A 24471-nucleotide genomic window follows, 5' to 3' on the forward strand; every position below is an offset into this window, starting at 1 on the left:
CAATGCCATCCCGCCGCGCATGGCCCGGCACCTACCGGAGGACAGTGAACCGTACCTGCGTCCACGCGCCGTCCGCGGCCAAGGCGGTCAGGGTATGCGCCCCGGGATCGGCGAACTCACGCTGCATCAACTGTGCTCCGCGGGTCTGCGCGATCCAGCGTCCATCCAGCAACCAGTCCACCGCCTGCTCGCTGCCCAGCGCGCGCAGCTGCAGGCGTACGCCATGTTCGGCGTTGGGCGCACGCGCCAGTGCGGCGCCATCATTGAGGCCATCGATGTGCAGCGCGACGCTGGCCTCCCGGCCATCATCACGGCAGTCCGGCGACAGCGCCGGCAGCTGCGAGGCGTCGCGTGTGGCCTTGGGCAGCCACGGCGACAACAGCGCCGGCCAGCGCGCGATCTCACGCGCGACTTCTTCGTGCGGCAAGCGGCAATCGGCGGATACACGCAAGCCGGTGCGCGCGTCGGCAAGGTAGCGCTGCCGCCCCGGCTGCCAGCGCCGCGCCTCGCGCTCCGGGAAGGTCGGCGGTGCGGCGCCATCGAGCAGGTAGGCTGGCATCCTGCGCTGGCACAGTGCCGCCGGCAGCCCCTCGGCACGTTCGCCAGTGGGCCAGCAGATGTCTTCCTGGCTGACACTGGCCGGCATCGGCGCGGCCGCCGAATCACCACGCTGGCGCGGCAGGCTGTCCACCACTTCGAACATCAGCGGCAGCGCGGTGACCGCGCCGTACTGGCCCGGCAACGGAGTACCGTCCGGCCGGCCCACCCACACGCCCACCGTGTAGTGGCGGGTACTGCCGATCGCCCACGCATCGCGGTACCCGTAACTGGTGCCGGTCTTCCACGCCACGCGCGGGCGGCCACCGACATCGAACGTCCCGGCGCTGTATCCCGGGCGCGGGTTTGATTCGAGCATCTCGCGCACGATCCAGCTGGCGCCCGGCGAGGCCAGGCGCCGCTCGATCATCGGCTCGTCGTCGGTGTAACGCACGCGGCCGGCGATACCGCTCCGGTTGAGCGCGGCGAAGGCGCCGACCAGGTCTTCCAGGCGCGCGCCGGTGCCGCCCAGGATCAGCGACAGGTTGGGCGTACTGCCCGGCGGGAAGCGCAGCTGGATGCCCGCGTGCGACAGCCGGGCAGCGAAGCGCGCGGCGCCGACCCGCTGCAGCAGGTCCACCGACGGTACGTTGAGCGACAGCCGCAATGCGGCAGAGGCACCGATGGGCCCATTGAAGGCCATGTCGAAGTTGCCGGGGCGGTAGCTGCCGAAACTCTGCGGTGCATCGACCAGCAGGCTTTCCGAATGGATCAGGCCATCGTCCAGCGCCATCGCGTACAGGAACGGCTTGAGCGTGGAGCCTGGCGAACGCCAGGCCTGCACCATGTCCACGTGACCCAGCCGCTGGCGGTCACCGAAGGACAATGTGCCGACATAAGCGCGTGCCTGCAGGGTCCGGTTGTCGACCACCAGCAGGGCCGCCGAGGTACGCTCGGGCAGCGTCGAGAAATAGCTGGCCACGCGCTCTTCCAGCGTGCGCTGCAGGCCGATGTCGATGCTGCTCTGGATGCGTGCCTGGCCCGGATGCGCCGAGTGCAGGCGCTGCGCCAGCAGCGCGGCGTGCAAGGGAGGGCGCAGCGAACGCGCCACCACGTTCTCGATGCGCGCATCCTCCACTTCTTCCGGTGTCCACGCGCCCAGCTCGGCCATGCGTGACAGCACCTTGTCGCGCGCTTTCTGCGCAGCTTCCGGATGGCGGTCCGGGCGCAGCCGGCTGGGCGCCTGTGGCAGCACCGCCAGCAGCGCAGCCTCGGCATGCGACAGCTGCGCCGCCGGCTTGCCCAGATAGGCCCAGCTGGCCGCTTCCACGCCTTCGATGGTGCCGCCGTAGGGTGCACGCTCCAGGTACAGGGCCAGGATCTGCTGCTTGCTCAGGTGCACCTCAAGCTGCACTGCACGCAGCATCTGCTTCAGCTTGCCCCACGGGGTGCGTGAGTGCGGATCGAGAATGCGCGCGACCTGCATGGTCAGGGTCGAGCCACCGGACACGATGCGGCCGCCGCGCAGCAGCTGGCCGCTGGCCCGCAGGATCGCCAGCGGGTTGATGCCCGGATGGCGCCAGAACCAGCGGTCTTCGTAGGTCAGCAACGCTTGCAGGTACAGCGGCGAGACGCTGTCGACCGAGGCCGGATACCGCCACACGCCCTCGGCATCGGCAAACGCCCGCAATGGCGTGCCGTCGGCAGCCACCACCAGGGTGCTGGTATCACGCTGCTTCGGCAGCGGCGGCGGGAAGGCGAAATCCAGCACCAGCAGCAGCGCCAGCGCAGCGGCCATGCCCCAGCGCAGCCACGGCCACAGCGGCCGCCACCGGCGGCGCAGGGTCGCCAGCCGGGTCGTCATCGTGTTCTTCATTGCGGGTTGCCAGCAGGACGGGCCGCGCCGTCGCGGCCCGTCCGCGCGGTCACGGCTGTACCACCGTGATCGTGGTCGGGTTGCTGCGGCCGACACCGCGCAGCTGCGGCCGGTACATGTCCTCCACCAGCGGCGGCGGCACCGAGTAGGTACCCGGGGTCACCGCGCGCACCAGGTAGAACACGTTGGCCTTGCTGCCACGCGAGAGCTTCAGCGCAGCCACGTAGCGGTCGTCGCGGAACTCCTCGTGCTTGGTATCGGCGGCCTCACCCCGGTCGCTGATGGTGATGCCATCGACCACCACGTCGGCCCACTGCTTGGCATCGCCCAGGTTGAAGTTCTCGATCTCCAGACCCGCCGGCAGCAGGTCGGTCAGCAGTGCATCGGGCATCGTGGTGTCGGCGGTGACGGTGACGCGCACGATCAGCGCTTCGCCTTCCTTCAGCGGGCGCGGCGACCACGGCTTGCCATCGGTACCGAAGTAGCTGCGTTCAATACCCACTACGCTGTTGTCTGGTGCGGGTGCACTGCGCGGGATACCGGCCACGTCGATGCTGGCGAACATCGGCGGTTGCCCCTGCGGGGTGAAGCGCACGCCACTGGCCAGCTCGCTGGCGCTGAAGTTGCGTCCGAACAGCTTGCGCTCGCCAATCGCTTCGGTGCTGCCACCGATCACCAGCTCACCCGCTACCAGTGCCTTCTGGTTGGCGGCGAGCGCCTTGCCGAGGCGGGCAATCGCCACCTGCTCCTGCGTGCTCAGCCACATCCAGCCGGCATTGCGGCGCGCATCCAGGCCACGGCCAAGATCCACCGCACGCGCATCCCAGGCGGGCTTGGCCAGCTTGTTCTCGTGGGTCAGCGCGATCATCAGTGCATCATCGCGGATCGCGCTGCCGTAGTCGCCGAAGTACGACGGGCGCTCGCTGCTGGACTTGGCGAAGGCCGCCGCCAGCGCGGCCTGGCCACGCTTGGCATCACCCTGCAGCGACAGCGCCACGCCCAGGTGGACCAGCGACAGGCCACCGACCGCCTTGCTGCGTTCGTTGTCGTACAGCGTGCGCAGGGTACCCAGCGGTGCACGATTGACCCGAGCCAGCACGTAGCCCGAATACGCCTGGTTGGCGAACTTCAGCTTCTCGCGATCCTCCTGGCCATAGAACTGATTGCCGCCGGACAGCAGATCCTCGCTGAGCCGGTTGAGCGCCTTCTGCAGCACGTTGTCGGGCACTGCAAAACCGGCGTCCTTGGCATCAAGCAGGAACTCGGTGATGTACGGGGTCAGCCATGGGTTCACGTAGCCATCGTCACCCCACATCGAGAAGTTGCCATTGGCCACCTGCATCGACGCCAGGCGACCGAACGCACCTTCCATGCGCTCGCGACGGGTCTTGGCATCCAGGCCATCGGCGCCGAGCATCGACGAGGTGGCCTGGTCCAGGATCAGCGCGGCGTAACCCTTGCTGGTGGTCTGCTCGGCGCAGCCATATGGATAGTTCAGCGCGCCCTGCAGTGCACTGGCGAACGGGATCGGCGGCAGCGGGCTGACCAGCAGGCGGGCATTGACCGACTCGGACATCAGGCCATCGGTCAGGCTGTTGTCGAGGCTGACTGCGGCCAGCGGATCGAGCGTGCGCACCTGCGAACGCAGCACCTGCGGCCACGCCGCACGCACCGGCAGGTCGTAGCGGCGATCAGCCTTGAAGCCGTTGCCGTCCACCCGCACCCGCACCTTGGCCACGCTGTGGCCCTCGCGAGCCGACAACGGGAAGCTCAGCGTGGTCTTGGCATCGGCATTCAACTGCACGCTGCGGCTGCCCTCACCCAGGTTCAGCGGGCCTTCGCTCTCCACCTTCACGTTGAACTGCCCCGGCTTGCCGGTGAAGTTCTGCACGTCCAGAGTCACCGTGCTGCGGTCGCCCGGGGCCAGCACGCGCGGCATGCTGGCTTCGGCCAGGATCGGGGCGCGCACAATGGTTTCCACGTCACGCTTGCCGTACTGGTCATCGCTGTAGACCAGCGCCGACACGCGCAGGGTGCCGTTGAAGTCCGGCACCTTCAGGCGGATGCGGGCATTGCCCTTGGCATCGAGCTGCACCGGGCCGGAGAACAGGTCCACGGTCTGCACGCGCGCGGTCGGGCGCTTGGCCTGCGGCAATGCCTGCAGCGCCATGTCGCCGCCGAACTTCAGCTTGCCGCTGCCGCCATCGAAGCTCTCGATCACCCGGCTGTAGATGTCGTAGGCATCGATACCGAGGCGACGCTGGGCGAAGAAGTGTGCACCGGCGTCGGGCACCGGGAAACGGGTGATGTTGAGGATGCCCACGTCCACCGCCGAAACGGTGACGTGCGCGGTCTTGCCGGCCAGCTGCGGCGCACTGACGGTTACCGGCAGGTCCTGCTCGGGCCGCATCTGCTTGGGCGCGACCAGGCCGACGGCCACGGTGCGGCCCTTGCGGTCCATCGGCACATGCACCACGCCCACGGCACGGGCCGGGGTGATCTTGCTCGGCGCACTGCCGCCACGGAACACCAGCGCAGTGATATAGACGTCGTGGCGTTCCCAGTCGGCGGTGACCGGGATCTTGAAGGTCGAACCCGGCTTGGCCTCGATGTCCTGCACATACAGCATGCGGTCGGTCTCGACCATCAGGATGCCCTTGCCGGCGTGCGGCGGGGTCACCGTCACTTCCAGGGTGTCACCGGCCTTGTAGCCGGTCTTGTCCAGCCCCAGCTTGACCTTGTCCGGGCGTGCATCCAGGCCACGGTTGTCATCGCCCCAGCTCCAGCCGGCACGGAACGGGTAGCGGCTGGTCAGGCCGGTGGACGGATCGAACACGTCCACCCGGTACTCGCCCCACTCCACCGGGAAATCAAAGGCGACCGCGCTGTTGCCGGCATCGACGGTGCGGGTTTCCTTGTTCTCGAAACGGCGGGTGAAATCGTAATCCCAGCGGTTGTCGTTGAAGGTCCAGTGATAGTCGCGCAGCTCGCGCACCAGGGTGATCTTCAGGCCCTTGGCCGGCTGTGGCGTACCAGCGGCATCCACGCGCATCAGCTCGAAGCGTGCGTTGCCGTTGGCATCGGCACCATCGTCCTGGTTGAACAGCGGGCGCACGCCGACCAGCGCGTTGGCCGGCCACATCACCCGCTTCAGGGTGCGGGTGACCGTGCGGCCACCGGTTTCATACAGGCTGCCGGACAGCACCACGGCGATCGGCGCCTTGGCCTTGGCCGCCTCTTCCGGCAGCGCCACATCCTCACGCAGCTGGCCATTGGCCGGCAGCGTGGTATCGATCACGTCCTTGGCCTCGCGCGGCAGCTGCAGGGTCGGGTCACCGAAGAAATAGCCCGGCAGGCCTTCCACGGGCTTCTGTTCGGCGGCAACCGCCATGCGTGCGGTGAAGCGGTTGCCATCGGCCGGTGCGCCATACAGGTAGGCACCATTGGCCTGCAGGCGCAGGTCCTCACCCGGCTTCAGCGTCTTCTGCGCGCTGTCCAGGTCCAGCTTCATGCGTTCGGGCAGGAACTCCTCGATGCGCAGGGTCATGCCCTGGATCGCTTCCTTGCTGGCCGGGTCGGTGCGGAACTCGACCTGCCAGCGGCCGGTCGGCGCCTCGGCGGGGATCACCTGCTCGAAATTGATGTAGCCCTGGTCGCCCGGCTGCAGGCGGGTCTCGCGGAAGGTCTTGCCGTCGGGCTGCTTCAGGCGCAGGAACACCGGTTGTGCCTTGACCGGCTTGCCGTCGTTGTCGCGCAGCAGCGCGGACAGGCGCACGGTCTCGCCCGGGCGGTACAGGTCGCGGCCGGACCAGGCGTAGACGTCGAACCACGCGTTGTCGCGGCCGGCCACAGCGAACTCGCTCAGGTCCAGCGCCGGCTGGTTGAACGGCAGGAAGCTGGTGTCCTTGCCACTGCTGGCGACCAGCACGTGGGTGGCATCCAGGGTGTAGTTCAGCAGCGCATTGCCGTTGCCGTCGGTGCTGCCCTTCAGCACCACCTCACCCTTGGCGTCGAGCACGCGCAGGTCGATGCCCTTCAGCGGCGCGCCGTCCTTGAGGCCGGCGGTATGGACGAACAGCTTGTCCTTGTAGGCGCGGGTATGCAGGCCGATGTCGCTGACCGAGAAGAACGCGGTGTCGAACTCGCCTTCGTAGTCACCGGTGCGCTTGAGCAGGGCGAAGTACAGGCCCGGCTCCTGCAGTTCCTTGATGTCCTGGGTCGGCAGGTAGGTCAGCACCCGCTCGTTCTTCTTGCCCCCCAGGATGAAACGGTTGACGTACACCGGCTCGGCCAGCTTGTTGATCGGGCTGCGCTCGTAGTCGCTGCTCAGCTCCCAGCTGCCACGGCGGCCGCCGCGCTGGTACTGGCTGAAGAAGGTCGGAAGATCCTTCTCGCGCACGCGCAGGAATTCGACGTCGACTTCCGGCACGTTCACCGAGACCACCGGCAGGCCACGGCTGTCCTTGGCAGGCAGCACGCTGCCCTGCGAGGCGAAGCCAACCACCGGCTTCAGCTCGCCGCTGAACACCTTCTGCTTCAGTTCCTTGCCCAGGCGGCTGCCATCGGCGGCCAGCAGGTCCGGCGAGACCACCAGGCTGAACTCCTTGCCGGCCTCGACGAACGGGTAGCGCAGGGTCAGGCCGTCATCGGACAGCGTCCAGCTGCTGTCCTCGGTGCCGACCTTCTCCTCGAAGCGCACCAGCGTGTCGAAATCCTGGGTGCCGACCAGCGGGCGCGAGAACTCCAGCGCCAGCGACAGGCCGTCATTCTTCTGGTCCGGGTAGGCGCGCAGCAGGGTGAATTCCTTCACCTGCTCGGCCTTGGTGGTGATCGCCTCGCCACTGGCCTTGGGCAACTGCCCGCTGTCGTTGCGGCAGCCGGCCAGGCCCAGCAACAGGCCTCCTGCCAGTACCGCCGCCGCCCATCCCCACCGCTTCCGCCGTGCCGGACCGCTCATGTCGTCACTCCTTGATCGAGGTGGTCATTATAGGCAGGCCGCGTCAAGGCGTTGGCGCCCCGGCGGTCGGAAACCCGGTCCCGCCCGGGACCCGGTAGCCGCCAACCTTGGTTGGCGCCCCCCCACTTGCCAACCAAGGTTGGCCTCTACCAGAGCGGCCCTACCCCGGCAGGTACAGGTCCACATAGTCGGTCACCGGCATTGCCGCCAGCGCCACCGGGTCCAGCGAGGCCGCCAGGATGCGCTGCTGCTGGACGGTCGGGAAGCGGTGGGCCAGGTGCCGGCGGAACTTGTCCATCAGCAGCGGAATGCCTTCCGCCCGGCGCCGGGCATGGCCGAGCGGGTACTCCACCAGTACCTCGGGCAGCTCAGTACCGTCGCTGAAGCGCACGCCCAGGCCATTGGCGATGCTGCGCTTGTCCGGGTCCAGGTAGTCGGCGCTGAGTTGCGGATCCTCATGGCAGGCCATCTTCGCCCGCAGGGCATCGATGCGCGGATCAGCTGCAACGTCGTCCTCGTAATCCTCGGCCACCAGCCGCCCGTGCAGCAGCGCGATGGCGACCATGTACTGCACGCAGTGGTCGCGGTCGGCCGGGTTATGCAGCGGGCCCTGCTTGTCGATGATGCGGATGCAGGCTTCCTGGGTCCGGATCGCGATATGCGCGATGTCCTCGACCCGCCGCCCCATCGCGCGCAACTGCTGGTGCAGCGTGATGGCCGCCTCCACCGCGGTCTGGCCATGGAACTCGGCCGGGTAGCTGATCTTGAACAGCACGTTCTCCATCACGTAGCTGCCCAGCGGTCGCCCCAGCGTCAGTGCCTTGCCATGCATCGACACCGCTTCAAAGCCCCAGGTCGGCGCGCTGAGCACGCTGGGGTAGCCCATCTCGCCACTGGCCGCCATCAGCGCCAGGCGCACGCCACGGCTGGTCGCGTCGCCGGCGGCCCAGCTCTTGCGCGAGCCGGTGTTGGGTGCGTGCCGGTAGGTGCGCAGGGACTGGCCATCGACCCAGGCCAGCGACAACGCATTGAGCATGCGCTCGCGATCCAGGCCGAGCAGCTGCGCAACCACGGCGGTGGTGGCCACTTTGACCAGCAACACGTGGTCCAGCCCGACCCGGTTGAAGGAATTCTCCAGCGCCAGCACGCCCTGGATCTCGTGCGCCTTGATCATCGCCAGCAGCACGTCGCGCACGGTCGGCGGTGGGCGTCGCAGAGCCTGCGCGTTGCGCCCCAGCCAATCGCAGACGGCAAGGATGCCACCCAGGTTGTCCGAAGGGTGCCCCCATTCGGCCGCCAGCCAGGTATCGTTGAAATCCAGCCAGCGCACCATCGCGCCGATGTTGAAGGCGGCCTGCACCGGGTCCAGGACGTAATGCGTACCCGGAACGCGGGCGCCGTTGACCACGCTGATGCCCGGCACCAGGGGACCAAGCAGCTTGCTGCAGGCCGGGAAGGACAGCGCTTCCAGGCCGCAGCCCAGCGTGTCGAGCAGGCAGTGGTGCGCGGTCTGGAACGCCAGCGGTGAGTCGATGCGCGCGTCGCGCACGTAGTCGACGATGCCCACCAGCAGCGCATCCCACGCTGCAGGCTCGTTGGATGGGGTGTGGCTGTCGGACATCGTCGATCTCCTCGCCGGAAAGCAGGTCAGGCCGCGTGTCCCGGTAGTCGCCAACCTTGGTTGGCGCTTGCATGCCAACCAAGGTTGGCATCTACCAGAGCACTATTCGGCCGGCACCCGCACCTTGCCTTCCATCAGCACACGGGCGCTGCGGCTCATGATGGCCTTGGTAACCGTCCACTGTCCGTCAACGAGACCGGCCTGCGCACCCACGCGCAACGTGCCGGAGGGATGGCCGAAGGTCACCGCTTCGCGTTCGCCGCCTCCAGCAGCGCGATTGACCAGCGTGCCCGGAATCGCTGCCGCGGTGCCGATCGCCACGGCAGCGGTACCCATCATCGCGTGGTGCAGCTTTCCCATCGACAACGCACGCGCATGCAGGTCGATCGCCGAGGCCGGAATGGCCTTGCCACTGGACGACACGTAGTCCTGCGCCGGTGCCACGAAGGCCACCTTCGGCGTGTGCTGGCGGGTCGCCGCATCTTCCAGGTTCTTGATCAGCCCCATGCGCAAGGCGCCGTAGGCGCGGATCTTCTCGAAGCGCTCCAGCGCCCCCTTGTCCTCGTTGATCGCAGGCTGCAGTTCGGTGCCGGTGTAGCCCAGGTCGGCCGCATTGAGGAAGATGGTCGGAATGCCGGCGGTGATCATGGTCACCTCGAAACTGCCCACGCCCGGCACGTCCAGGGTGTCGACCAGGTTGCCGGTCGGGAACATCGCGCCCGCATCGCCGTCATCGGACGGATCGATGAATTCCAGTTGGATCTCGGCCGCCGGGAAGGTCACGCCGTCCAGCTCGAAATCGCCGATCTCCTGCACTTCGCCATCGCGCATCGGCACATGGGCGATGATGGTCTTGCCGATGTTGGCCTGCCAGATGCGCACGGTGCACAGGCCATCGCGCGGCACGCGGGCCGGATCGATCAATCCATTGGCGATCGCAAACGGACCCACCGCGGTGCTGAGGTTGCCGCAGTTGCCGCTCCAGTCGACGAAGGCGGTGTCGATCGAGACCTGGCCGTACAGGTAGTCCACATCGTGGTCCGGCACCGAGGCGGCGGAGATGATCACGCACTTGCTGGTGCTGGACGTTGCACCGCCCATGCCGTCGGTCTGCTTGCCATACGGATCGGGCGAGCCGATCACGCGCATCAAAAGCGCGTCGCGTGCGGCGCCCGGCACTTGCGCGGCGTCGGGCAGGTCCTGCAGGCGGAAGAACACGCCCTTGCTGGTGCCACCGCGCATGTAGGTGGCGGGAATACGGAGTTGCGGGAGGAAGGTCATGGTCGAATCCACGCGTTTGAATTTCAGGAAATGTCTTGCATCAGTGCGTCAAGACCACGATCAACGCACCACACGCGCATGATGTCCACGCGGTCCGGTAGATCGAGGTAATAGACGAGGTAGCGTTCGAAGCCCGGAACCAGCATGAACCGCAACGGCACCGGTAGCTGTGCTGCGAGGTCGGCGTGCCGGGTGGAACCCGAGCCTGGAAATACCGCGATGCGTTGAAGCGTGGCCTCCAACTCGGCGAGAAAGCGCCGACCCAGTATCAGCCCACCCTGCCGTGCGAACCACAGTGCGGCATCGGCTGCGTCGGCTTCGGCCCTGGGTCGCCATTCAATCGCCCTCACGCTCCATCCTTTCGGTCAGTTCACGACGCATGCGCTCGAATGTGTCGGCCGTCACCGGGACGCCAGGCCCAGAAGCCAGACCCTCGGCAATCAGCTGCTTGAGCAGTTCTTCGGCCTTGCTGCGCTGGCGCTGGCGGATCAGGTCACGCACGTAGTCCGACGTACTGGAATAGCCGCCTTCACGCACTTCCTCGTCCACGAACTGCTTGAGCGGGTCGGTCAGCGAAATGTTCATGGTGGCCATGAGACTCTCCAATGGCAGTTTTTGCCAAGTCAGTGTGCGCCCTGCCCAGGTGTCGGACAAGCCCGCCCCCGGCCTCCGGGGGCAGGCATTCAGGCCGGTATCACGCCACCTTGGCGCCTTCCAGGAAGTCCTGGGCGAAGCGCTGCAACACGCCACCGGCTTCGTAGATCGCCACTTCCTCGTCGCTGTCCAGGCGGCAGGTGACCGGCACGATCACGTCCTGGCCGTCGCGGCGGTGGATGACCAGGGTCAGCTCGGCGCGCGGGGTGCGCTCGCCGACCACATCGAAGGTTTCGGTGCCATCAATGCCCAGGGTCAGGCGGGTGGTGCCCGGCTTGAACTCCAGCGGCAGCACGCCCATGCCGATCAGGTTGGTACGGTGAATCCGTTCGAAGCCCTCGGCCACGATCGCCTCCACACCAGCCAGGCGCACGCCCTTGGCGGCCCAGTCACGCGAGCTGCCCTGGCCGTAGTCGGCACCGGCAATGATGATCAGTGGCTGCTTGCGCTCCATGTAAGTCTCGATGGCTTCCCACATGCGCATCACCTTGCCTTCCGGCTCCACGCGCGCCAGCGAACCCTGCTTCACGCTGCCGTCGTCGTTGCGCACCATCTCGTTGAACAGCTTCGGGTTGGCGAAGGTGGCGCGCTGCGCGGTCAGGTGGTCGCCGCGGTGGGTCGCGTAGGAATTGAAGTCCTCTTCGGGCAGGCCCATTTTCGCCAGGTATTCACCGGCGGCACTGGAGGCCAGGATCGCGTTGGACGGCGACAGGTGGTCGGTGGTGATGTTGTCCGGCAGCACCGCCAGCGCGCGCATGCCCGACAGCGTGCGCTCACCGGCCAGTGCGCCCTCCCAGTACGGCGGACGGCGGATGTAGGTGCTCTGCGGGCGCCAGTCGTACAGGGGGCTGACCGCGGCGCCGTGCTCCACGCGCACATTGAACATCGGGTTGTAGACGCGGCGGAACTGCTCCGGCTTCACCGATGCCTTGACCACGGCGTCGATCTCGGCGTCGCTCGGCCAGATGTCCTTCAGGCGCACCTCGTTGCCGTCGGCGTCCACGCCCAGCACGTCCTTCTCGATGTCAAAGCGCACGGTGCCGGCGATGGCATAGGCGATCACCAGCGGCGGCGAGGCCAGGAACGCCTGCTTCGCATACGGGTGGATGCGGCCATCGAAGTTGCGGTTACCCGACAGCACAGCCGTGGCGTACAGGTCCCGGTCGATGATCTCCTGCTGGATGGCCGGATCGAGCGCGCCGCTCATGCCGTTGCAGGTGGTGCAGGCGAAGGCGACGATGCCGAAGCCCAGCTTCTCCAGGTCCGGCAGCAGGCCGGCCTCTTCCAGGTACAGCTGCACCGCCTTCGAGCCGGGCGCCAGCGAGGACTTCACCCACGGCTTGCGCAGCAGGCCGCGCTCGTTGGCCTTGCGTGCCAGCAGGCCGGCAGCGATCACGTTGCGCGGGTTGGAGGTGTTGGTGCAGCTGGTGATGGCGGCGATGATCACCGCGCCATCCGGCATCAGGCCCTGCGCCTGCTCGGCCTTGCCCGCTGCCAGCTTGGCCTCGTCGGCGATGCCGCGCTCGGCCAGCTCGGAAGTGGCCACGCGCTTGTGCGGGTTGGACGGGCCGGCCATGTTGCGCACCACGCTGGACAGGTCGAAGCGCAGCACGCGCTCGTACTGCGCGGTGGCCAGGTCGTCAGCCCACAGGCCAGTGGTGCGGGCGTAGTTCTCCACCAGCGCCACCTGCGATTCCTCGCGGCCGGTCAGGCGCAGGTAATCGATGGTCTGCCCGTCGATGTAGAACATCGCGGCGGTGGCGCCGTATTCGGGGCACATGTTGGAGATGGTGGCGCGGTCACCGATGGTCAGTGCCGCCGCCCCCTCGCCGAAGAATTCAAGGTACGCGCCGACCACGCGCTCCTTGCGCAGGAATTCGGTGAGCGCCAGCACCACGTCGGTGGCGGTGATGCCCGGCTGCGGCCTGCCGGTCAGCTCGACGCCGATGATGTCCGGCAGCCGCATCCACGAGGCACGGCCGAGCATCACGTTCTCGGCTTCCAGGCCGCCCACACCGATCGCGATCACACCCAGCGCATCCACGTGCGGGGTGTGGCTGTCGGTGCCCACGCAGGTGTCGGGGAAGGCCACGCCGTCCTGCACGTACACCACCGGCGACATCTTCTCCAGGTTGATCTGGTGCATGATGCCGTTGCCCGGCGGAATCACGTCCACGTTCTGGAACGCCTGCTTGGTCCAGTCGATGAAGTGGAAACGATCTTCGTTGCGGCGATCCTCGATCGCACGGTTTTTCTCGAACGCCTGCGGATCGAAACCACCGCACTCCACCGCCAGCGAGTGGTCGACGATCAGCTGCACCGGCACCACCGGATTGACCTTGGCCGGGTCACCCCCCTTGTCGGCGATCGCATCGCGCAGGCCGGCCAGGTCAACCAGTGCGGTCTGGCCGAGGATGTCGTGGCAGACCACACGCGCGGGGAACCATGGGAAATCGAGGTCGCGGCGGCGCTCGATCAGCTGCTTCAGCGAGTCGCCAAGAGTGGCCGGGTCGCAGCGGCGCACCAGGTTCTCGGCCAGCACGCGCGAGGTGTACGGCAGAGTGGCGTAGGCGCCGGGCTGGATTGCATCGACGGCGGCGCGCGCGTCGAAATAGTCCAGCGCGCTGCCGGGGAGGTTCTTGCGGTAATCGGTATTCATGGGCTGGCGGAATGCTTGGGGCGGGCCGGGTGCCGGCGGTGCGGCGGCGAAAGCATCCGGCCGGCACGCGGCCGGCCGGATGGGGACAGCAGGTGGATCAGACGCGCTTGTCGATGGCGACGAAGTCGCGGTCTTCCGGACCGATGTAGTTGGCGCTCGGGCGGATGATCTTGCCGTCGATGCGCTGCTCGATGATGTGCGCGCTCCAGCCGGCGGTGCGCGCGATCACGAACAGCGGGGTGAACATCGCGGTCGGCACGCCCATCATGTGGTAGCTGACGGCGCTGAACCAGTCCAGGTTCGGGAACATCTTCTTGATGTCCCACATCACCGATTCCAGGCGCTCGGCGATGTCGTACATCTTCATGTTCGACTGTTCTTCGGACAGCTCGCGGGCCACGTCCTTGATCACCTTGTTGCGCGGATCGGACACGGTGTAGACCGGATGGCCGAAGCCGATCACCACTTCCTTGCGCTCGACGCGGGCCTTGATGTCTTCCTCGGCCTCATCCGGATTGTCGTAGCGCTTCTGCACTTCGAACGCCACTTCATTGGCGCCGCCGTGCTTCGGGCCACGCAGTGCGCCGATGCCACCGCAGATCGCGCTGTACATGTCGCTGCCGGTACCGGCGATGACACGACAGGTGAAGGTCGAGGCGTTGAACTCGTGCTCGGCGTACAGGATCAGCGAGGTGTGCATCGCCTTCACCCACGAGTCCTGCGGCTTCTCGCCGTGCAGCAGGTGCAGGAAGTGGCCACCGATCGAGTCATCGTCGGTTTCCACGTCGATGGCACGGCCGTTGTGGCTCCAGTGGTACCAGTACAGCAGCATCGAGCCGAGGCAGGCCATCAGCTTGTCGGCAATGTCGCGCGCGCCCGGATGGTTGTGGTCATCCTTCTCCGGCGCCACGCAGCCGAGCACGGACACACCGGTGCGCATCACGTCCATCGGGTGTGCCGACGGCGGCAGTTCTTCCAGCGCGGCCTTCACCGCGGCCGGGATGCCACGCAGCGACTTCAGCTTGGCCTTGTACGAAACCAGCTCGGCGCGGGTCGGCAGCTTGCCGTGCACCAGCAGGTAGGCGATTTCCTCGAACTCGCTGGTGTTGGCCAGGTCCAGGATGTCGTAGCCACGGTAATGCAGGTCGTTGCCACTGCGGCCCACGCTGCACAGCGCGGTGTTGCCGGCGGCGGTGCCGGACAGGGCGACGGACTTCTTCGGCTTGAAGGTCGGGGTTGCGGTCGTATCGTTCATGTTTCCCTCCGAAACTTGATGGTGCAGGGTACTGCTTATTTCTTGGCGGCGAACAGCGCATCGAGCTGCTGCTCGAAGGCGTGGTAGCCGATGCGGTCGTAGAGTTCTTCGCGGGTCTGCATGGTTTCCACCACGTTGCGCTGGTGGCCATCGCGGCGCACCGCCTGGTAGACGTTCTCGGCCGCCTTGTTGGCCGCGCGGAACGCCGACAGCGGGAACAGCTGGATCGCAACTCCGGCCGAAGCCAGTTCATCGCGGCTGAACAGCGGGGTGGCACCGAATTCGGTGATGTTGGCCAGCACCGGCACCTTCACCGCGTCGACGAAGCGGCGGTAGGTATCCAGATCGTAGGCGGCCTCGGCGAAGATGCCGTCGGCACCGGCCTCGACACAGGCGATGGCGCGCTCGATGGCCTTGTCCACGCCGTCCACCTGGATGGCGTCGGTACGCGCGATCAGGAAGAAGTCCGGATCGGTCCTGGCATCGGCGGCCGCCTTCACCCGGTCCACCATTTCACCCTGCGAGACGATTTCCTTGCCCGGACGGTGACCGCAGCGCTTGGCGCCGACCTGGTCTTCGATGTGGCAGGCGGCCGCGCCGGCCTTGATCAGCGACTTCACGGTGCGCGCGATGTTGAACGCGCTCGGACCGAAGCCGGTGTCGATGTCAACCATCAGCGGCAGGTCGCAGACATCGGTGATGCGGCGCACGTCCACCAGCACGTCTTCCAGGGTGTTGATGCCCAGATCCGGCAGGCCCAGCGAGCCCGCGGCAACACCGCCGCCGGACAGATAGATGGCGCGGAAGCCGGCGCGCTTGGCCAGCAGGGCGTGGTTGGCGTTGATGGCGCCGATCACCTGCAGCGGCGATTCGGCAGCCAGCGCCTCACGGAAGCGGGCACCGGCGGAGAAAGGGGCGGAAGCGGTCATGCGGCAATCCAGGTTGGAGAACGGATAGGTAGCCGCAAGCACCATGCCAAGCTGCAAGCCGTTGATTTCACGGGGATGACCGCCACGCGATAGTGAAACATATGAAACATTGAAACGGATGTATCATGAAACATCCCGTCGACCTCGCGCCGCCATGTACCTGCCCCGCTCCCTCCTGCGCCACGCCGACGCCGACCCCGGTCGCCCGGTGATCTGGACCGTCAGCGTTTCGCGCCTGACCGGCCTGCTCGGCGACGTCATTCCCGAGTTCGACCGCCGTGCGCGCATCGAGCAGATCAACCTCGGCTTCGAGGAAGCGGTGGACGTGATCGGCCAACGGCTGCGCCGCGAGCACTGCGACGTGGTGATCGCCGGCGGCTCCAACGCGGCCTGGCTGCGCGGTCGGCTGGAGCTGCCACTGGTGCCGATCCAGGCCAATGGCTTCGACCTGATGGAAGCGTTGGCCCGTGCCCGCCGCATCGCCAGCCGCATCGGCCTGGTCACCCACGCCAGCGACGTACCGGCGTTCAGCAACTTCCAGCAGAGTTTCGGCCTGGATATCGAGCACCGCCGCTTCGTCACCCGCGAGGATGCGCGCGACTGCATCGCCGACCTGCGCGCCAACGGCATCGAGGTCATCGTCGGCACCGGCATGGCCATCGACCATGCCGAGCAGGCCGGCCTGCCCGGCGTGCTGCTCTATTCGGCTGACTCGGTGCGGCAGGCGTTCGAACATGCGCTGGAGCTGACCCAGGCCCTGGCCCGCTCCGGCGGCAACCACGCCGCCCCGCGCCGGCGCCCGGCAGCGCGTGCCGATGCGCATGAACTGCTCGGCGACAGCCAAGCGATGGCCCAGGTGCGCGCACAGATCGCGCTCTATGCACCGCATGACAGCACCGTACTGGTGACCGGCGAAACCGGCACCGGCAAGGAGCTGGTGGCGCGGCAGCTGCACGCAGCCAGTGGCCGTCGCGGACGCTTCGTGGCGCTGAACTGCGGCGCCATCAGCGAATCACTGCTGGAAGCGGAACTGTTCGGCTACAGCGATGGCGCCTTCACGGGTGCACGGCGCGGTGGTCGCGTCGGCCTGGTCGAGGCCGCCGATGGCGGTACGTTGTTCCTGGATGAAATCGGCGAACTGCCGCTGCCGTTGCAGACCCGCCTGCTGCGCGTGCTGGAAGAACGCGAGGTGCTGCGTGTCGGCGCTACCGAACCGACCGCAGTCGACCTGCGCGTGGTGGCCGCCACCCTGCAGTCGCTGGAGCAGCGCGCGGCGACCGGCAGCTTCCGTCGCGACCTGTATTACCGGCTGGCCGCACTACGCATCGCCCTGCCCCCGCTGCGTGCGCGGCGCAGTGACATCCCGCTGCTGGCACAGCACTTCTTCCGCAAGCTGCGTGGCATCGACGCGCCATTGGATGCGGAGGCACTGGCGGTACTGAGCGCGGCCGAGTGGCCGGGAAACGTGCGCGAACTGCGCAATCTGGTGGATCGACTACGCATCCACTGGCAGCCTGGGGAAGGATTGATCGATGCAGCGCGTCTGCTGCAGCTCGCGCCCGAACTGGTGAAAGAAAGCGCCACCATGTTGCCGCTGGAAAGCAACGGCAAGCGTCCGCCGCGCGCGCAGTTGGAAACGCTGTTGCAGGATCACCGCAATGACCGTGAGGGCATGGCACAGGCGTTAGGGGTATCCCGCACCACGCTGTGGCGCTGGCTGCGCGCGGAGGGGCTGTAGAGCCGGGCCCATGCTCGGCTGCGCGTGCGGAAACATCAGCCGAGCATGGGCTCGGCTCTACAACGGCTGCCCACCCGTCAGCAGCAGCTCGACTTCCTCCACCTGCACCACCGGCACCCGCCACGGATGATGCGGCACGATGCCCTGCTCGAAGATGCGCTGCAACCGCTGCGGATCCCGAGGCAGGCAGAACTCCAGGCGCACGCTGTCAACCACTTCCGTGCGCCCCTCCTGCCCCTGGACGGGCGATGCACCCACCCGCGGGCGGAACTGCTCGAACCCCGGCGCCGACCACCACATGCCGTGCTCGTAGTCACCCGCCGCCAGGGCATCCACCGCAAGGATGCCCTGCTTCACTGCGTCCAGTGCTGCCGACGGCACGAACACCACCACGCGGTACAGCGGCAGGCGTTGCATCAGTCAGCCTTACGGGTACAGCAGTCGCTTGCTCCAGCGCCCTTCAGCACCGGCTTCATAGCACCAGCGCTCGTGCAGGCGGAACTGCGCGCCGTACCAGAACTCGATGCGGTCAGGCACCACGCGCAGGCCGCTCCAGCCGTCCGGGCGCGGAACGTCCTGGCCCTCGAAGCGGGCTTCGACCTCGGCCACGCGCGCGTCGAACTCCTCGCGCGTGGCCAGCGTCTTCGACTGCTGCGAGGCCCAGGCACCGATCTGGCTCATGCGCGGGCGGCTGGCGAAATAGGCATCGGCCTCTGCATCGGCCACCTGCTCGACACGACCTTCGATGCGCACCTGGATGCCGGCCTCGCGCAGGCTGCGCCACAGGAACAGCAGTGCAGCCTGCGGATTGGCCTGCAGCTCCCGGCCCTTGTGGCTGCCCAGGTGGGTGTAGAACACGAAGCCACGCTCATCGAACGCCTTCAGCAGCACGGTGCGCGCCGAGGGACGGCCGTGCGTATCGGCGGTCGCCACGGTCATGGCGTTCGGCTCGACCTCGCGGCTCTGCCTGGCCTCTTCGAACAGGCTGGCAAACGTGGACAGGGCTTCGGCGTACAGGTCGCTCATGATTGCGTTCTTCTCACACGGATTGGGCTATTGTGGCTGCATGGTCGCTGCTGCGTATATGCCCCAGGTGAAAGGATTCCCCGAAACATTGGCCGAACAGGTGCTGGACGACGCACTGGGCAGTGGCGCAGCGGTTCCAGTATTGGCGATCAGCGGCCTGCAGGGGAGCGGCAAATCGACGCTGGCCGCGCAGGTCGTGGCCCGCGCCCAGGCGCGCGGCCTGAACGCGGCCACGCTGTCAATCGATGATGTCTACCTGACCCGCGCACAGCGCCAACGGCTTGCCCGCCAGGTGCATCCACTGCTGATCACCCGGGGCCCGCCGGCCACCCATGACCTGCCGCTGGCCCACGCAGTGCTGGATGCGGTGGCCGCACGCCAGCCCTTCGCGATGCCGCGTTTCGACAAGCTGGCCGACGAACGCCTGCCAGAAGCGCAATGGCCGCGCCTGCAACAACCGCTGGACCTGCTGGTGTTCGAAGGCTGGTTCCTGGGCACGCCCGCGCAGGATGACGACGCGCTGGACAGCCCGTTGAACGCACTGGAACGCGAGGCCGACGCCGATGGCCGCTGGCGGCGCTGGTGCAACCAGGCGCTGGCCCGCGACTACCCGGCGCTGTGGCAGCGCTGCGACCGGCTATGGTTCCTTCAGCCGCCGGATTTCTCGGTGGTACCGCGCTGGCGCTGGCAGCAGGAACAGAACCTGCAGGCCGCGCAGCCGGGCCGGCACGGCATGAGCCGGCCACAGCTGGAGCGCTTCGTGCAGTACTACGAGCGGGTCAGTCGACAGGCACTGCACACCCTGCCCGCCCTCGCCGACCACGTGGTGGTACTGGATGGCCAGCGCCAGGTGCAGGACGTGCGCTGAGCGCGCCTATTCCACCAGGAAGGTCACCCGCAGGTTGACCCGCCACTCGGTGATCTCGCCGCTGCCATTGGTGACCACCTTGGTCTCGTTCACCCAGGCGCCCTGGATGCCCTTGACCGTCTCGGAGACCTTCTTCAGCCCACTGCGCACGGCGTCCTCCACGCTTTTCGGCGAGGAGGCGGTGATTTCGATGACCTTGGCGACCGTCATGGCCTGTACTCCGGCTGGCGCGGGAGACCCCGCAGGAACACCTACCCTGACGTGAAGGACGTAAAGGCCAGGGCACGGAGGTGTTAGCATCACAGGGCATGAATCCTGCTCCGAACCTGATCCTGATCGGCCCGATGGGCGCCGGCAAAACCTGCATCGGCCGCCGCCTGGCCGAGCGCTTCACGCTGGACTTCGTGGACGTCGACCAGGCCATCGTCGATGCCGCCGGCGCCAGCATCCCGACCATTTTCGAGCACACCGGCGAAGCCGGCTTCCGCAGCCATGAGCGGCAGGCCCTGGCCCGCGTGCTGGAAGGCCGCGGCCAATTGGTCTCCACCGGCGGCGGCGCGGTGCTGGACCCCGGCAACCGCGCATTGATTGCCCGGCGCGGCTTCGTGGTCTACCTGCGGGTCGGCGTGGCCGCGCAGCTGGAGCGCCTGGCCCGCGACAAGGGCAGGCCGCTGCTGCAGCGCCCGGACCGCGAGCAGGTACTGCATGATCTGGCCGCACAGCGCGACCCGCTGTACCGAGAACTGGCCGACCTCACCCTCGATACCGACCCGTATACCGCTGCCGACGCGACTGCCCAACTGGTAGTCAAGCTGGCCACGCAATGGCAGCGCCAGGACATGACCGCATGACTTCCCCCGCCCTGCTGCAGGTCGCCGTTGGCGGCGATCGCCCGTACTCCATTACCGTCGGCGCCGGTGCCCTGGCCGATGGCGCTGCACTGGTTTCACACGTGCGCGGCCGCCATGTGCTGCTGCTCAGCGACAGCGAAGTCGCCCCGCGCTATCTGGCGCCGGTGAAGCAGACGCTGCTCGCCGCACGCCCCGACCTGATCGTCGGCGAGCACGTGCTGGCCGCCGGCGAAGCGTCCAAGACCCTGGCCGAATTCGGCCGTGCCATCGAAGCGCTGGCCGCGCTCGGCGCCACCCGCGACGCCTGCGTGTTCGCCCTCGGCGGCGGCGTGGTCGGTGATCTCGCCGGTTTTGCCGCCGCCTGCTGGATGCGCGGCGTGGACTGCGTGCAGCTGCCGACCACCCTGTTGGCGATGGTCGATTCGTCGGTGGGCGGCAAGACCGCGGTCGACATCCCTGCCGGCAAGAACCTGGTCGGCGCGTTCCATCCACCGCGTGCGGTGATCGCTGATACCCGCGTGCTGGCTACCCTGCCGCCGCGCGAACTGCGCGCGGGCCTGGCCGAAGTGGTGAAGTACGGCGCGCTGGGCGATGCGGTGTTCTTCGAATGGCTGCAGCAGCATGCCGATGCGCTGCTGGCCGGCGAGGATGCCACGCTGGCCGAAGCCATCGCGCGCAGCTGCCGGCACAAGGCCGCCATCGTCGAGCGCGATCCGTTCGAGAAGGGCGAGCGTGCCCTGCTCAATCTCGGCCACACCTTCGGCCATGCCATCGAGACCGAGCAGGGCTACTCGGCTCCGGGCCGCGATGCGCTGAACCATGGCGAAGCCGTGGCGGTCGGTATGGTGCTGGCGGCAAAGCTGTCCACCGACCTGGGCCTGGCCGACGACGCCGACCGCGCTCGCCTGCAGGCACTGTTGGAACGCCTCGGCCTGCCGGTGGCGATCCCGGCCGGGCTGGACCCGCAGGCCCTGCTCGGCCGCATGCGCCTGGACAAGAAGAATGTGGCCGGCCGCCTGCGCCTGGTGCTGTGGCGCGGCATGGGCCGCGCCGAAGTGGTGCCGGACGTGGATGAGGCGGCGGTGCTGAAGGTGCTGTCAGCCAGGTAGAGCCGGCCGCTGGCCGGCTTGTCCACGCATGAAGTTGCCGGCCAGCGGCCGGCACTGCCACGTTGCGGCAGGGGTCACCCCTGCCCCGCTACAATCGGCGCCATGCACGTCTACCTGCAACATCCCGACGCCGGTGCGCAGGCACCGCGTTTCCTGCGCCTGAGCCTGCAGCCGGACCTGTTCGGCGGTTGGGAGCTGCTGCGCGAGAGCGGCCGCGTCGGCAGCCGCTCGCAGCTGCGGCGCGAGCTGTTCCTGCAGGCCGACGACGCCCGCCACGCCTTCGAGAAGGCCCGCGATGCCGAACTGCATCGCGGCTTCCAGATCCTTTCGCACGGCGACTGACGCCGCTGCTCCTCCCGTCCAAGGAATGCCCATCGTGACCAGCCCTCTCCGCAACGATCGCCTGCTGCGCGCCCTGCGCCGCGAACCGGTGGACTGCACCCCCGTCTGGCTGATGCGCCAGGCCGGCCGCTACCTGCCGGAATACCGCGCGACCCGGACCAAGGCCGGTAGCTTCCTGGCCATGGCCAAGACCCCGGAGATCGCCTGCGAAGTCACCCTGCAGCCGCTGCGCCGCTTCCCGCTGGACGCAGCCATCCTGTTCTCGGACATCCTCACCATTCCCGATGCGATGGGCCTGGAGCTGTACTTCGTCGAAGGCGAAGGCCCGAAGTTCCGCCACCCGGTACGTGATGAAGCGGCCATCGCCAAGCTGGCGGTGCCGGACATGGAGCAGGACCTGGGCTACGTGATGGATGCGGTACGCCTGATCCGCCGCGAGCTGGACGGCCAGGTGCCGCTGATCGGCTTCTCCGGCAGCCCCTGGACGCTGGCCTGCTACATGGTGGAAGGCGGCGGCAGCAAGGATTTCGCACGCATCAAGGCGATGGCGCTGAACCATCCGCAGGCGCTCCACCGCCTGCTGGAGGTCACCACCGAAGCGGTGATTGCCTACCTCGGTGCGCAACGCGCGGCCGGTGCGCAGGCGCTGCAGGTGTTCGACACCTGGGGTGGCGTGCTGTCCCCGGCGATGTACCGCGAGTTCTCGCTGCGTTACCTGCAGCGGATTGCACAGGGCCTGGATCGCGGCGAAGGCAGCGAGCGCACGCCGCTGATCCTGTTCGGCAAGGGTACCGGCCTGCACCTGGAAGCACTGTCGCAGACCGGCGCCGATGCACTTGGCCTGGACTGGACGCTGGACCTGGACGAAGCAATGCGCCGCACCGGTGGTCGCGTCGCCCTGCAGGGCAACCTCGACCCGACCACGCTGTACGCCTCGCCGGATGCGATCGCCACGGCCGCAGCGCGCGTGCTCGACACCTATGCCGCCGGCAACGGCGGCTCGCGCGAAGGCCATGTGTTCAACCTCGGCCACGGCATGTCGCCGGACATGGACCCGGCGCACGTGCAGGTCCTGGTCGACGCGGTGCACGCGCACAGCCAACGCTGAGCATTCCGCATGCCATCACGGCGCGATGTTGATCGCGCCGTGACCCGCAGTGCGCGATCATGGCCGCCCCCACGCCGCACCGGCCACACCCCATGCCCACATCGCCATCGACCTACAACCGCCAGCGTCCCCTGCTGTGGCTGGTGTCTCTGGCGATTTTCATGCAGATGCTGGACTCGACCATCGTCAACACGGCGTTGCCGGCGATGGCAGCCAGCCTGGGCGAGAGCCCGCTGCAGATGCAGTCGGTGGTGTTCAGCTATGCGCTGGCGGTCGCCACCTTCATTCCCGCCTCGGGCTGGATCGCCGACCGCTATGGAACCCGGCGCACCTTCCTGGTGGCGATCATCCTGTTCACCCTCGGCTCGCTGGCCTGCGCGTTGGCCCAGCACCTGCACCAGCTGGTTGGCGCGCGCGTGCTGCAGGGCATCGGCGGTGCGATGCTGCTGCCGGTCGGCCGGCTGGCGGTGATGCGCTCGGTGCCGCGCGAGGATTTCCTGCGCGCGATGAGCTTCATCGCCATCCCCGCGCTGGTCGGCCCGCTGATCGGCCCGACGCTGGGCGGCTGGCTGGTCGAGATCGCCTCATGGCACTGGGTGTTCCTGATCAACCTGCCGATCGGCGTGATCGGTTTCATCGCCGCGATGAAGATCATGCCCGACCACTACGCCAGCCATCGCACCCGTTTCGACCTGCGCGGCTACATCATGCTGGCCTTTGCGATGGTGGTGCTGTCGCTGGCATTGGACGGCATCTCCGGACTCGGCACCCCGCACGCGCTGGTGATGCTGATGACGGTCGCGGGCCTGGCTGCGCTGGTGGGCTACTGGCTGCATGCAGCCAATTCCACCGCGCCCTTGTTCTCGCTGGCCCTGTTCCGCGTACCCAGCTACCGCATCGGAATCCTCGGCAACCTGTTCTCGCGCATCGGCAGCAGCGCCATGCCGATGCTGATCCCGCTGCTGCTGCAGGTCGGCCTCGGTCTGGGCCCGATGAACGCCGGCCTGATGATGGTACCGGTGGCGGCCGCCGGCATGGTCTCAAAGAAACTGGCAGTGAAGCTGGTCGAACGTTACGGCTACCGCCGCGTGCTGATGACCAACACTGTGCTGGTGGGGCTGGCAATGGCCAGCTTCATCCTGATGACACCCGGCCAGCACCTGGCCTGGCGCCTGGTGCAGCTTGCATTCTTCGGCGCGGTCAATTCACTGCAGTTCACCGTGATGAACACCGTGACGCTGCGCGACCTTGACCGCGAATTCGCCAGTTCCGGCAACAGCCTGCTGTCGATGGTGATGATGCTGGCCGCAGGTTTCGGCGCCGCGGCGGCCGGCAGCCTGCTGGCCGCGTTCGGCAATCACCTGGACAGCAACAGCGCGACCGCCGCGCTGCATGCCACATTCCTGTGCGTGGGCGCGATCACCCTGACCTCGACGATGATCTTCTGGCAGCTGCCTGACACCAAGCCCGAACCGCGGCAGGTCGAGCACGTCGCGGAGTGAGGGTGGTTCGGCAGGGCCTGCGGCCCTGCACCCGCGGTAGTGCCGGCTGCTGGCCGGCAACAGCAACAGCCAAAGCGGCATTCCGTGGGTTGGCGGGGCGGTGTCGCAGTGCGGGGACGCCGCAAGTACGTCCCTGTAGGCTTGGCAGCCGCATCCAT

19 protein-coding genes are annotated in these 24471 nt (G+C 67.6%); 7 read left to right on the forward strand and 12 right to left on the reverse strand.

Annotation, left to right across the window (positions count from 1 at the left end; translation table 11 throughout):
- Positions 1 to 31: 31 nt before the first annotated feature.
- From pbpC to prpB, 9 genes are all read right to left on the reverse strand, one after another.
- Positions 32 to 2413: a penicillin-binding protein 1C gene (gene pbpC / locus ACUDTM_RS07630; RefSeq protein WP_072168585.1), complete on the reverse strand. Its 2382-nt coding sequence runs from the start codon at positions 2411 to 2413 to the stop codon at positions 32 to 34.
- 49 nt (positions 2414 to 2462) lie between these two features.
- Positions 2463 to 7370 (reverse strand): alpha-2-macroglobulin family protein, encoded by a 4908-nt coding sequence (locus ACUDTM_RS07635; protein ID WP_445391237.1) that lies wholly within the window; start codon positions 7368 to 7370, stop codon positions 2463 to 2465.
- 160 nt (positions 7371 to 7530) lie between these two features.
- Positions 7531 to 8991, reverse strand: coding sequence for a bifunctional 2-methylcitrate dehydratase/aconitate hydratase (locus ACUDTM_RS07640; RefSeq protein WP_088496815.1), 1461 nt, complete (start codon positions 8989 to 8991; stop codon positions 7531 to 7533).
- Positions 8992 to 9093: 102 nt separating this feature from the next.
- Entirely contained in the window at positions 9094 to 10272 is a 1179-nt protein-coding gene (gene prpF / locus ACUDTM_RS07645; RefSeq protein WP_088496825.1) for a 2-methylaconitate cis-trans isomerase PrpF, read from the reverse strand.
- A 23-nt stretch (positions 10273 to 10295) separates the two neighbouring features.
- Positions 10296 to 10622, reverse strand: coding sequence for a type II toxin-antitoxin system RelE/ParE family toxin (locus tag ACUDTM_RS07650; RefSeq protein ID WP_072168582.1), 327 nt, complete (start codon positions 10620 to 10622; stop codon positions 10296 to 10298).
- Positions 10609 to 10866, reverse strand: coding sequence for a type II toxin-antitoxin system ParD family antitoxin (locus ACUDTM_RS07655; protein ID WP_019338677.1), 258 nt, complete (start codon positions 10864 to 10866; stop codon positions 10609 to 10611). Before ACUDTM_RS07655 ends, ACUDTM_RS07650 begins: the two co-directional genes overlap by 14 nt.
- Positions 10867 to 10966: 100 nt before the next feature.
- Entirely contained in the window at positions 10967 to 13585 is a 2619-nt protein-coding gene (acnD, locus tag ACUDTM_RS07660) for a Fe/S-dependent 2-methylisocitrate dehydratase AcnD (RefSeq protein WP_088496814.1), read from the reverse strand.
- A gap of 97 nt (positions 13586 to 13682) precedes the next feature.
- On the reverse strand, positions 13683 to 14840 hold the full coding sequence (gene prpC / locus ACUDTM_RS07665) for a bifunctional 2-methylcitrate synthase/citrate synthase (RefSeq protein ID WP_445391238.1): 1158 nt from the start codon (positions 14838 to 14840) through the stop codon (positions 13683 to 13685).
- Between the two features lie 35 nt (positions 14841 to 14875).
- Positions 14876 to 15769, reverse strand: coding sequence for a methylisocitrate lyase (gene prpB / locus ACUDTM_RS07670; RefSeq protein WP_088496824.1), 894 nt, complete (start codon positions 15767 to 15769; stop codon positions 14876 to 14878).
- Between the two features lie 154 nt (positions 15770 to 15923).
- Here prpB and prpR point away from each other — a divergent pair, with 154 nt between their 5' ends.
- A complete protein-coding gene (gene prpR, locus ACUDTM_RS07675; protein ID WP_088496813.1) occupies positions 15924 to 17507 on the forward strand; it encodes a propionate catabolism operon regulatory protein PrpR in 1584 nt (527 codons plus the stop codon).
- A 57-nt stretch (positions 17508 to 17564) separates the two neighbouring features.
- Here prpR and ACUDTM_RS07680 read toward each other — a convergent pair whose 3' ends face one another.
- Positions 17565 to 17924 carry a hypothetical protein gene (locus ACUDTM_RS07680; protein WP_088496812.1) on the reverse strand — a complete coding sequence of 120 codons (360 nt, stop codon included), beginning with the start codon at positions 17922 to 17924 and terminating at the stop codon, positions 17565 to 17567.
- 9 nt (positions 17925 to 17933) lie between these two features.
- Positions 17934 to 18533 carry a pyridoxamine 5'-phosphate oxidase gene (gene pdxH, locus ACUDTM_RS07685; protein ID WP_088496811.1) on the reverse strand — a complete coding sequence of 200 codons (600 nt, stop codon included), beginning with the start codon at positions 18531 to 18533 and terminating at the stop codon, positions 17934 to 17936.
- 40 nt (positions 18534 to 18573) lie between these two features.
- Between pdxH and ACUDTM_RS07690 the strand changes: the two genes are divergently transcribed.
- Entirely contained in the window at positions 18574 to 19401 is an 828-nt protein-coding gene (locus ACUDTM_RS07690; protein ID WP_088496810.1) for a kinase, read from the forward strand.
- Positions 19402 to 19407: 6 nt separating this feature from the next.
- On the opposite strand, the gene ACUDTM_RS07695 is transcribed toward ACUDTM_RS07690, so the two are convergent.
- Complete coding sequence (locus tag ACUDTM_RS07695) at positions 19408 to 19611, reverse strand: dodecin family protein (protein WP_005410663.1); 204 nt, start codon at positions 19609 to 19611, stop codon at positions 19408 to 19410.
- A gap of 98 nt (positions 19612 to 19709) precedes the next feature.
- Here ACUDTM_RS07695 and ACUDTM_RS07700 point away from each other — a divergent pair, with 98 nt between their 5' ends.
- From ACUDTM_RS07700 to mdtD, 5 genes are all read left to right on the forward strand, one after another.
- Positions 19710 to 20252 carry a shikimate kinase gene (locus ACUDTM_RS07700; protein WP_061478864.1) on the forward strand — a complete coding sequence of 181 codons (543 nt, stop codon included), beginning with the start codon at positions 19710 to 19712 and terminating at the stop codon, positions 20250 to 20252.
- Entirely contained in the window at positions 20249 to 21361 is a 1113-nt protein-coding gene (gene aroB / locus ACUDTM_RS07705) for a 3-dehydroquinate synthase (protein ID WP_072168576.1), read from the forward strand. Before ACUDTM_RS07700 ends, aroB begins: the two co-directional genes overlap by 4 nt.
- Before the next feature lie 102 nt (positions 21362 to 21463).
- Positions 21464 to 21703, forward strand: coding sequence for a WGR domain-containing protein (locus ACUDTM_RS07710; protein WP_053498927.1), 240 nt, complete (start codon positions 21464 to 21466; stop codon positions 21701 to 21703).
- Positions 21704 to 21728: 25 nt separating this feature from the next.
- Complete coding sequence (hemE, locus tag ACUDTM_RS07715; RefSeq protein ID WP_061478866.1) at positions 21729 to 22811, forward strand: uroporphyrinogen decarboxylase; 1083 nt, start codon at positions 21729 to 21731, stop codon at positions 22809 to 22811.
- 92 nt (positions 22812 to 22903) lie between these two features.
- Positions 22904 to 24313 carry a multidrug transporter subunit MdtD gene (mdtD, locus tag ACUDTM_RS07720; RefSeq protein WP_134970372.1) on the forward strand — a complete coding sequence of 470 codons (1410 nt, stop codon included), beginning with the start codon at positions 22904 to 22906 and terminating at the stop codon, positions 24311 to 24313.
- Positions 24314 to 24471 lie beyond the last annotated feature (158 nt).

Source organism: Stenotrophomonas maltophilia group sp. vghtpe118 (genome assembly GCF_052605195.1).

What these genes read in the sequence shown, in the direction of transcription:
- ACUDTM_RS07700 (WP_061478864.1), top strand. Translation starts at nt 19,710, where the DNA reads ATGAATCCTGCTCCGAACCTGATCCTGATCGGCCCGATGGGCGCCGGC.
- prpC (WP_445391238.1), bottom strand. Translation starts at nt 14,840, where the DNA reads ATGAACGATACGACCGCAACCCCGACCTTCAAGCCGAAGAAGTCCGTC.
- pbpC (WP_072168585.1), bottom strand. Translation starts at nt 2,413, where the DNA reads ATGAAGAACACGATGACGACCCGGCTGGCGACCCTGCGCCGCCGGTGG.
- hemE (WP_061478866.1), top strand. Translation starts at nt 21,729, where the DNA reads ATGCCCATCGTGACCAGCCCTCTCCGCAACGATCGCCTGCTGCGCGCC.
- ACUDTM_RS07635 (WP_445391237.1), bottom strand. Translation starts at nt 7,370, where the DNA reads ATGAGCGGTCCGGCACGGCGGAAGCGGTGGGGATGGGCGGCGGCGGTA.
- ACUDTM_RS07690 (WP_088496810.1), top strand. Translation starts at nt 18,574, where the DNA reads ATGGTCGCTGCTGCGTATATGCCCCAGGTGAAAGGATTCCCCGAAACA.
- ACUDTM_RS07680 (WP_088496812.1), bottom strand. Translation starts at nt 17,924, where the DNA reads ATGCAACGCCTGCCGCTGTACCGCGTGGTGGTGTTCGTGCCGTCGGCA.
- prpR (WP_088496813.1), top strand. Translation starts at nt 15,924, where the DNA reads ATGTACCTGCCCCGCTCCCTCCTGCGCCACGCCGACGCCGACCCCGGT.
- acnD (WP_088496814.1), bottom strand. Translation starts at nt 13,585, where the DNA reads ATGAATACCGATTACCGCAAGAACCTCCCCGGCAGCGCGCTGGACTAT.
- ACUDTM_RS07695 (WP_005410663.1), bottom strand. Translation starts at nt 19,611, where the DNA reads ATGACGGTCGCCAAGGTCATCGAAATCACCGCCTCCTCGCCGAAAAGC.
- ACUDTM_RS07655 (WP_019338677.1), bottom strand. Translation starts at nt 10,866, where the DNA reads ATGGCCACCATGAACATTTCGCTGACCGACCCGCTCAAGCAGTTCGTG.
- aroB (WP_072168576.1), top strand. Translation starts at nt 20,249, where the DNA reads ATGACTTCCCCCGCCCTGCTGCAGGTCGCCGTTGGCGGCGATCGCCCG.
- mdtD (WP_134970372.1), top strand. Translation starts at nt 22,904, where the DNA reads ATGCCCACATCGCCATCGACCTACAACCGCCAGCGTCCCCTGCTGTGG.
- ACUDTM_RS07710 (WP_053498927.1), top strand. Translation starts at nt 21,464, where the DNA reads ATGCACGTCTACCTGCAACATCCCGACGCCGGTGCGCAGGCACCGCGT.
- prpF (WP_088496825.1), bottom strand. Translation starts at nt 10,272, where the DNA reads ATGACCTTCCTCCCGCAACTCCGTATTCCCGCCACCTACATGCGCGGT.
- prpB (WP_088496824.1), bottom strand. Translation starts at nt 15,769, where the DNA reads ATGACCGCTTCCGCCCCTTTCTCCGCCGGTGCCCGCTTCCGTGAGGCG.
- pdxH (WP_088496811.1), bottom strand. Translation starts at nt 18,533, where the DNA reads ATGAGCGACCTGTACGCCGAAGCCCTGTCCACGTTTGCCAGCCTGTTC.
- ACUDTM_RS07640 (WP_088496815.1), bottom strand. Translation starts at nt 8,991, where the DNA reads ATGTCCGACAGCCACACCCCATCCAACGAGCCTGCAGCGTGGGATGCG.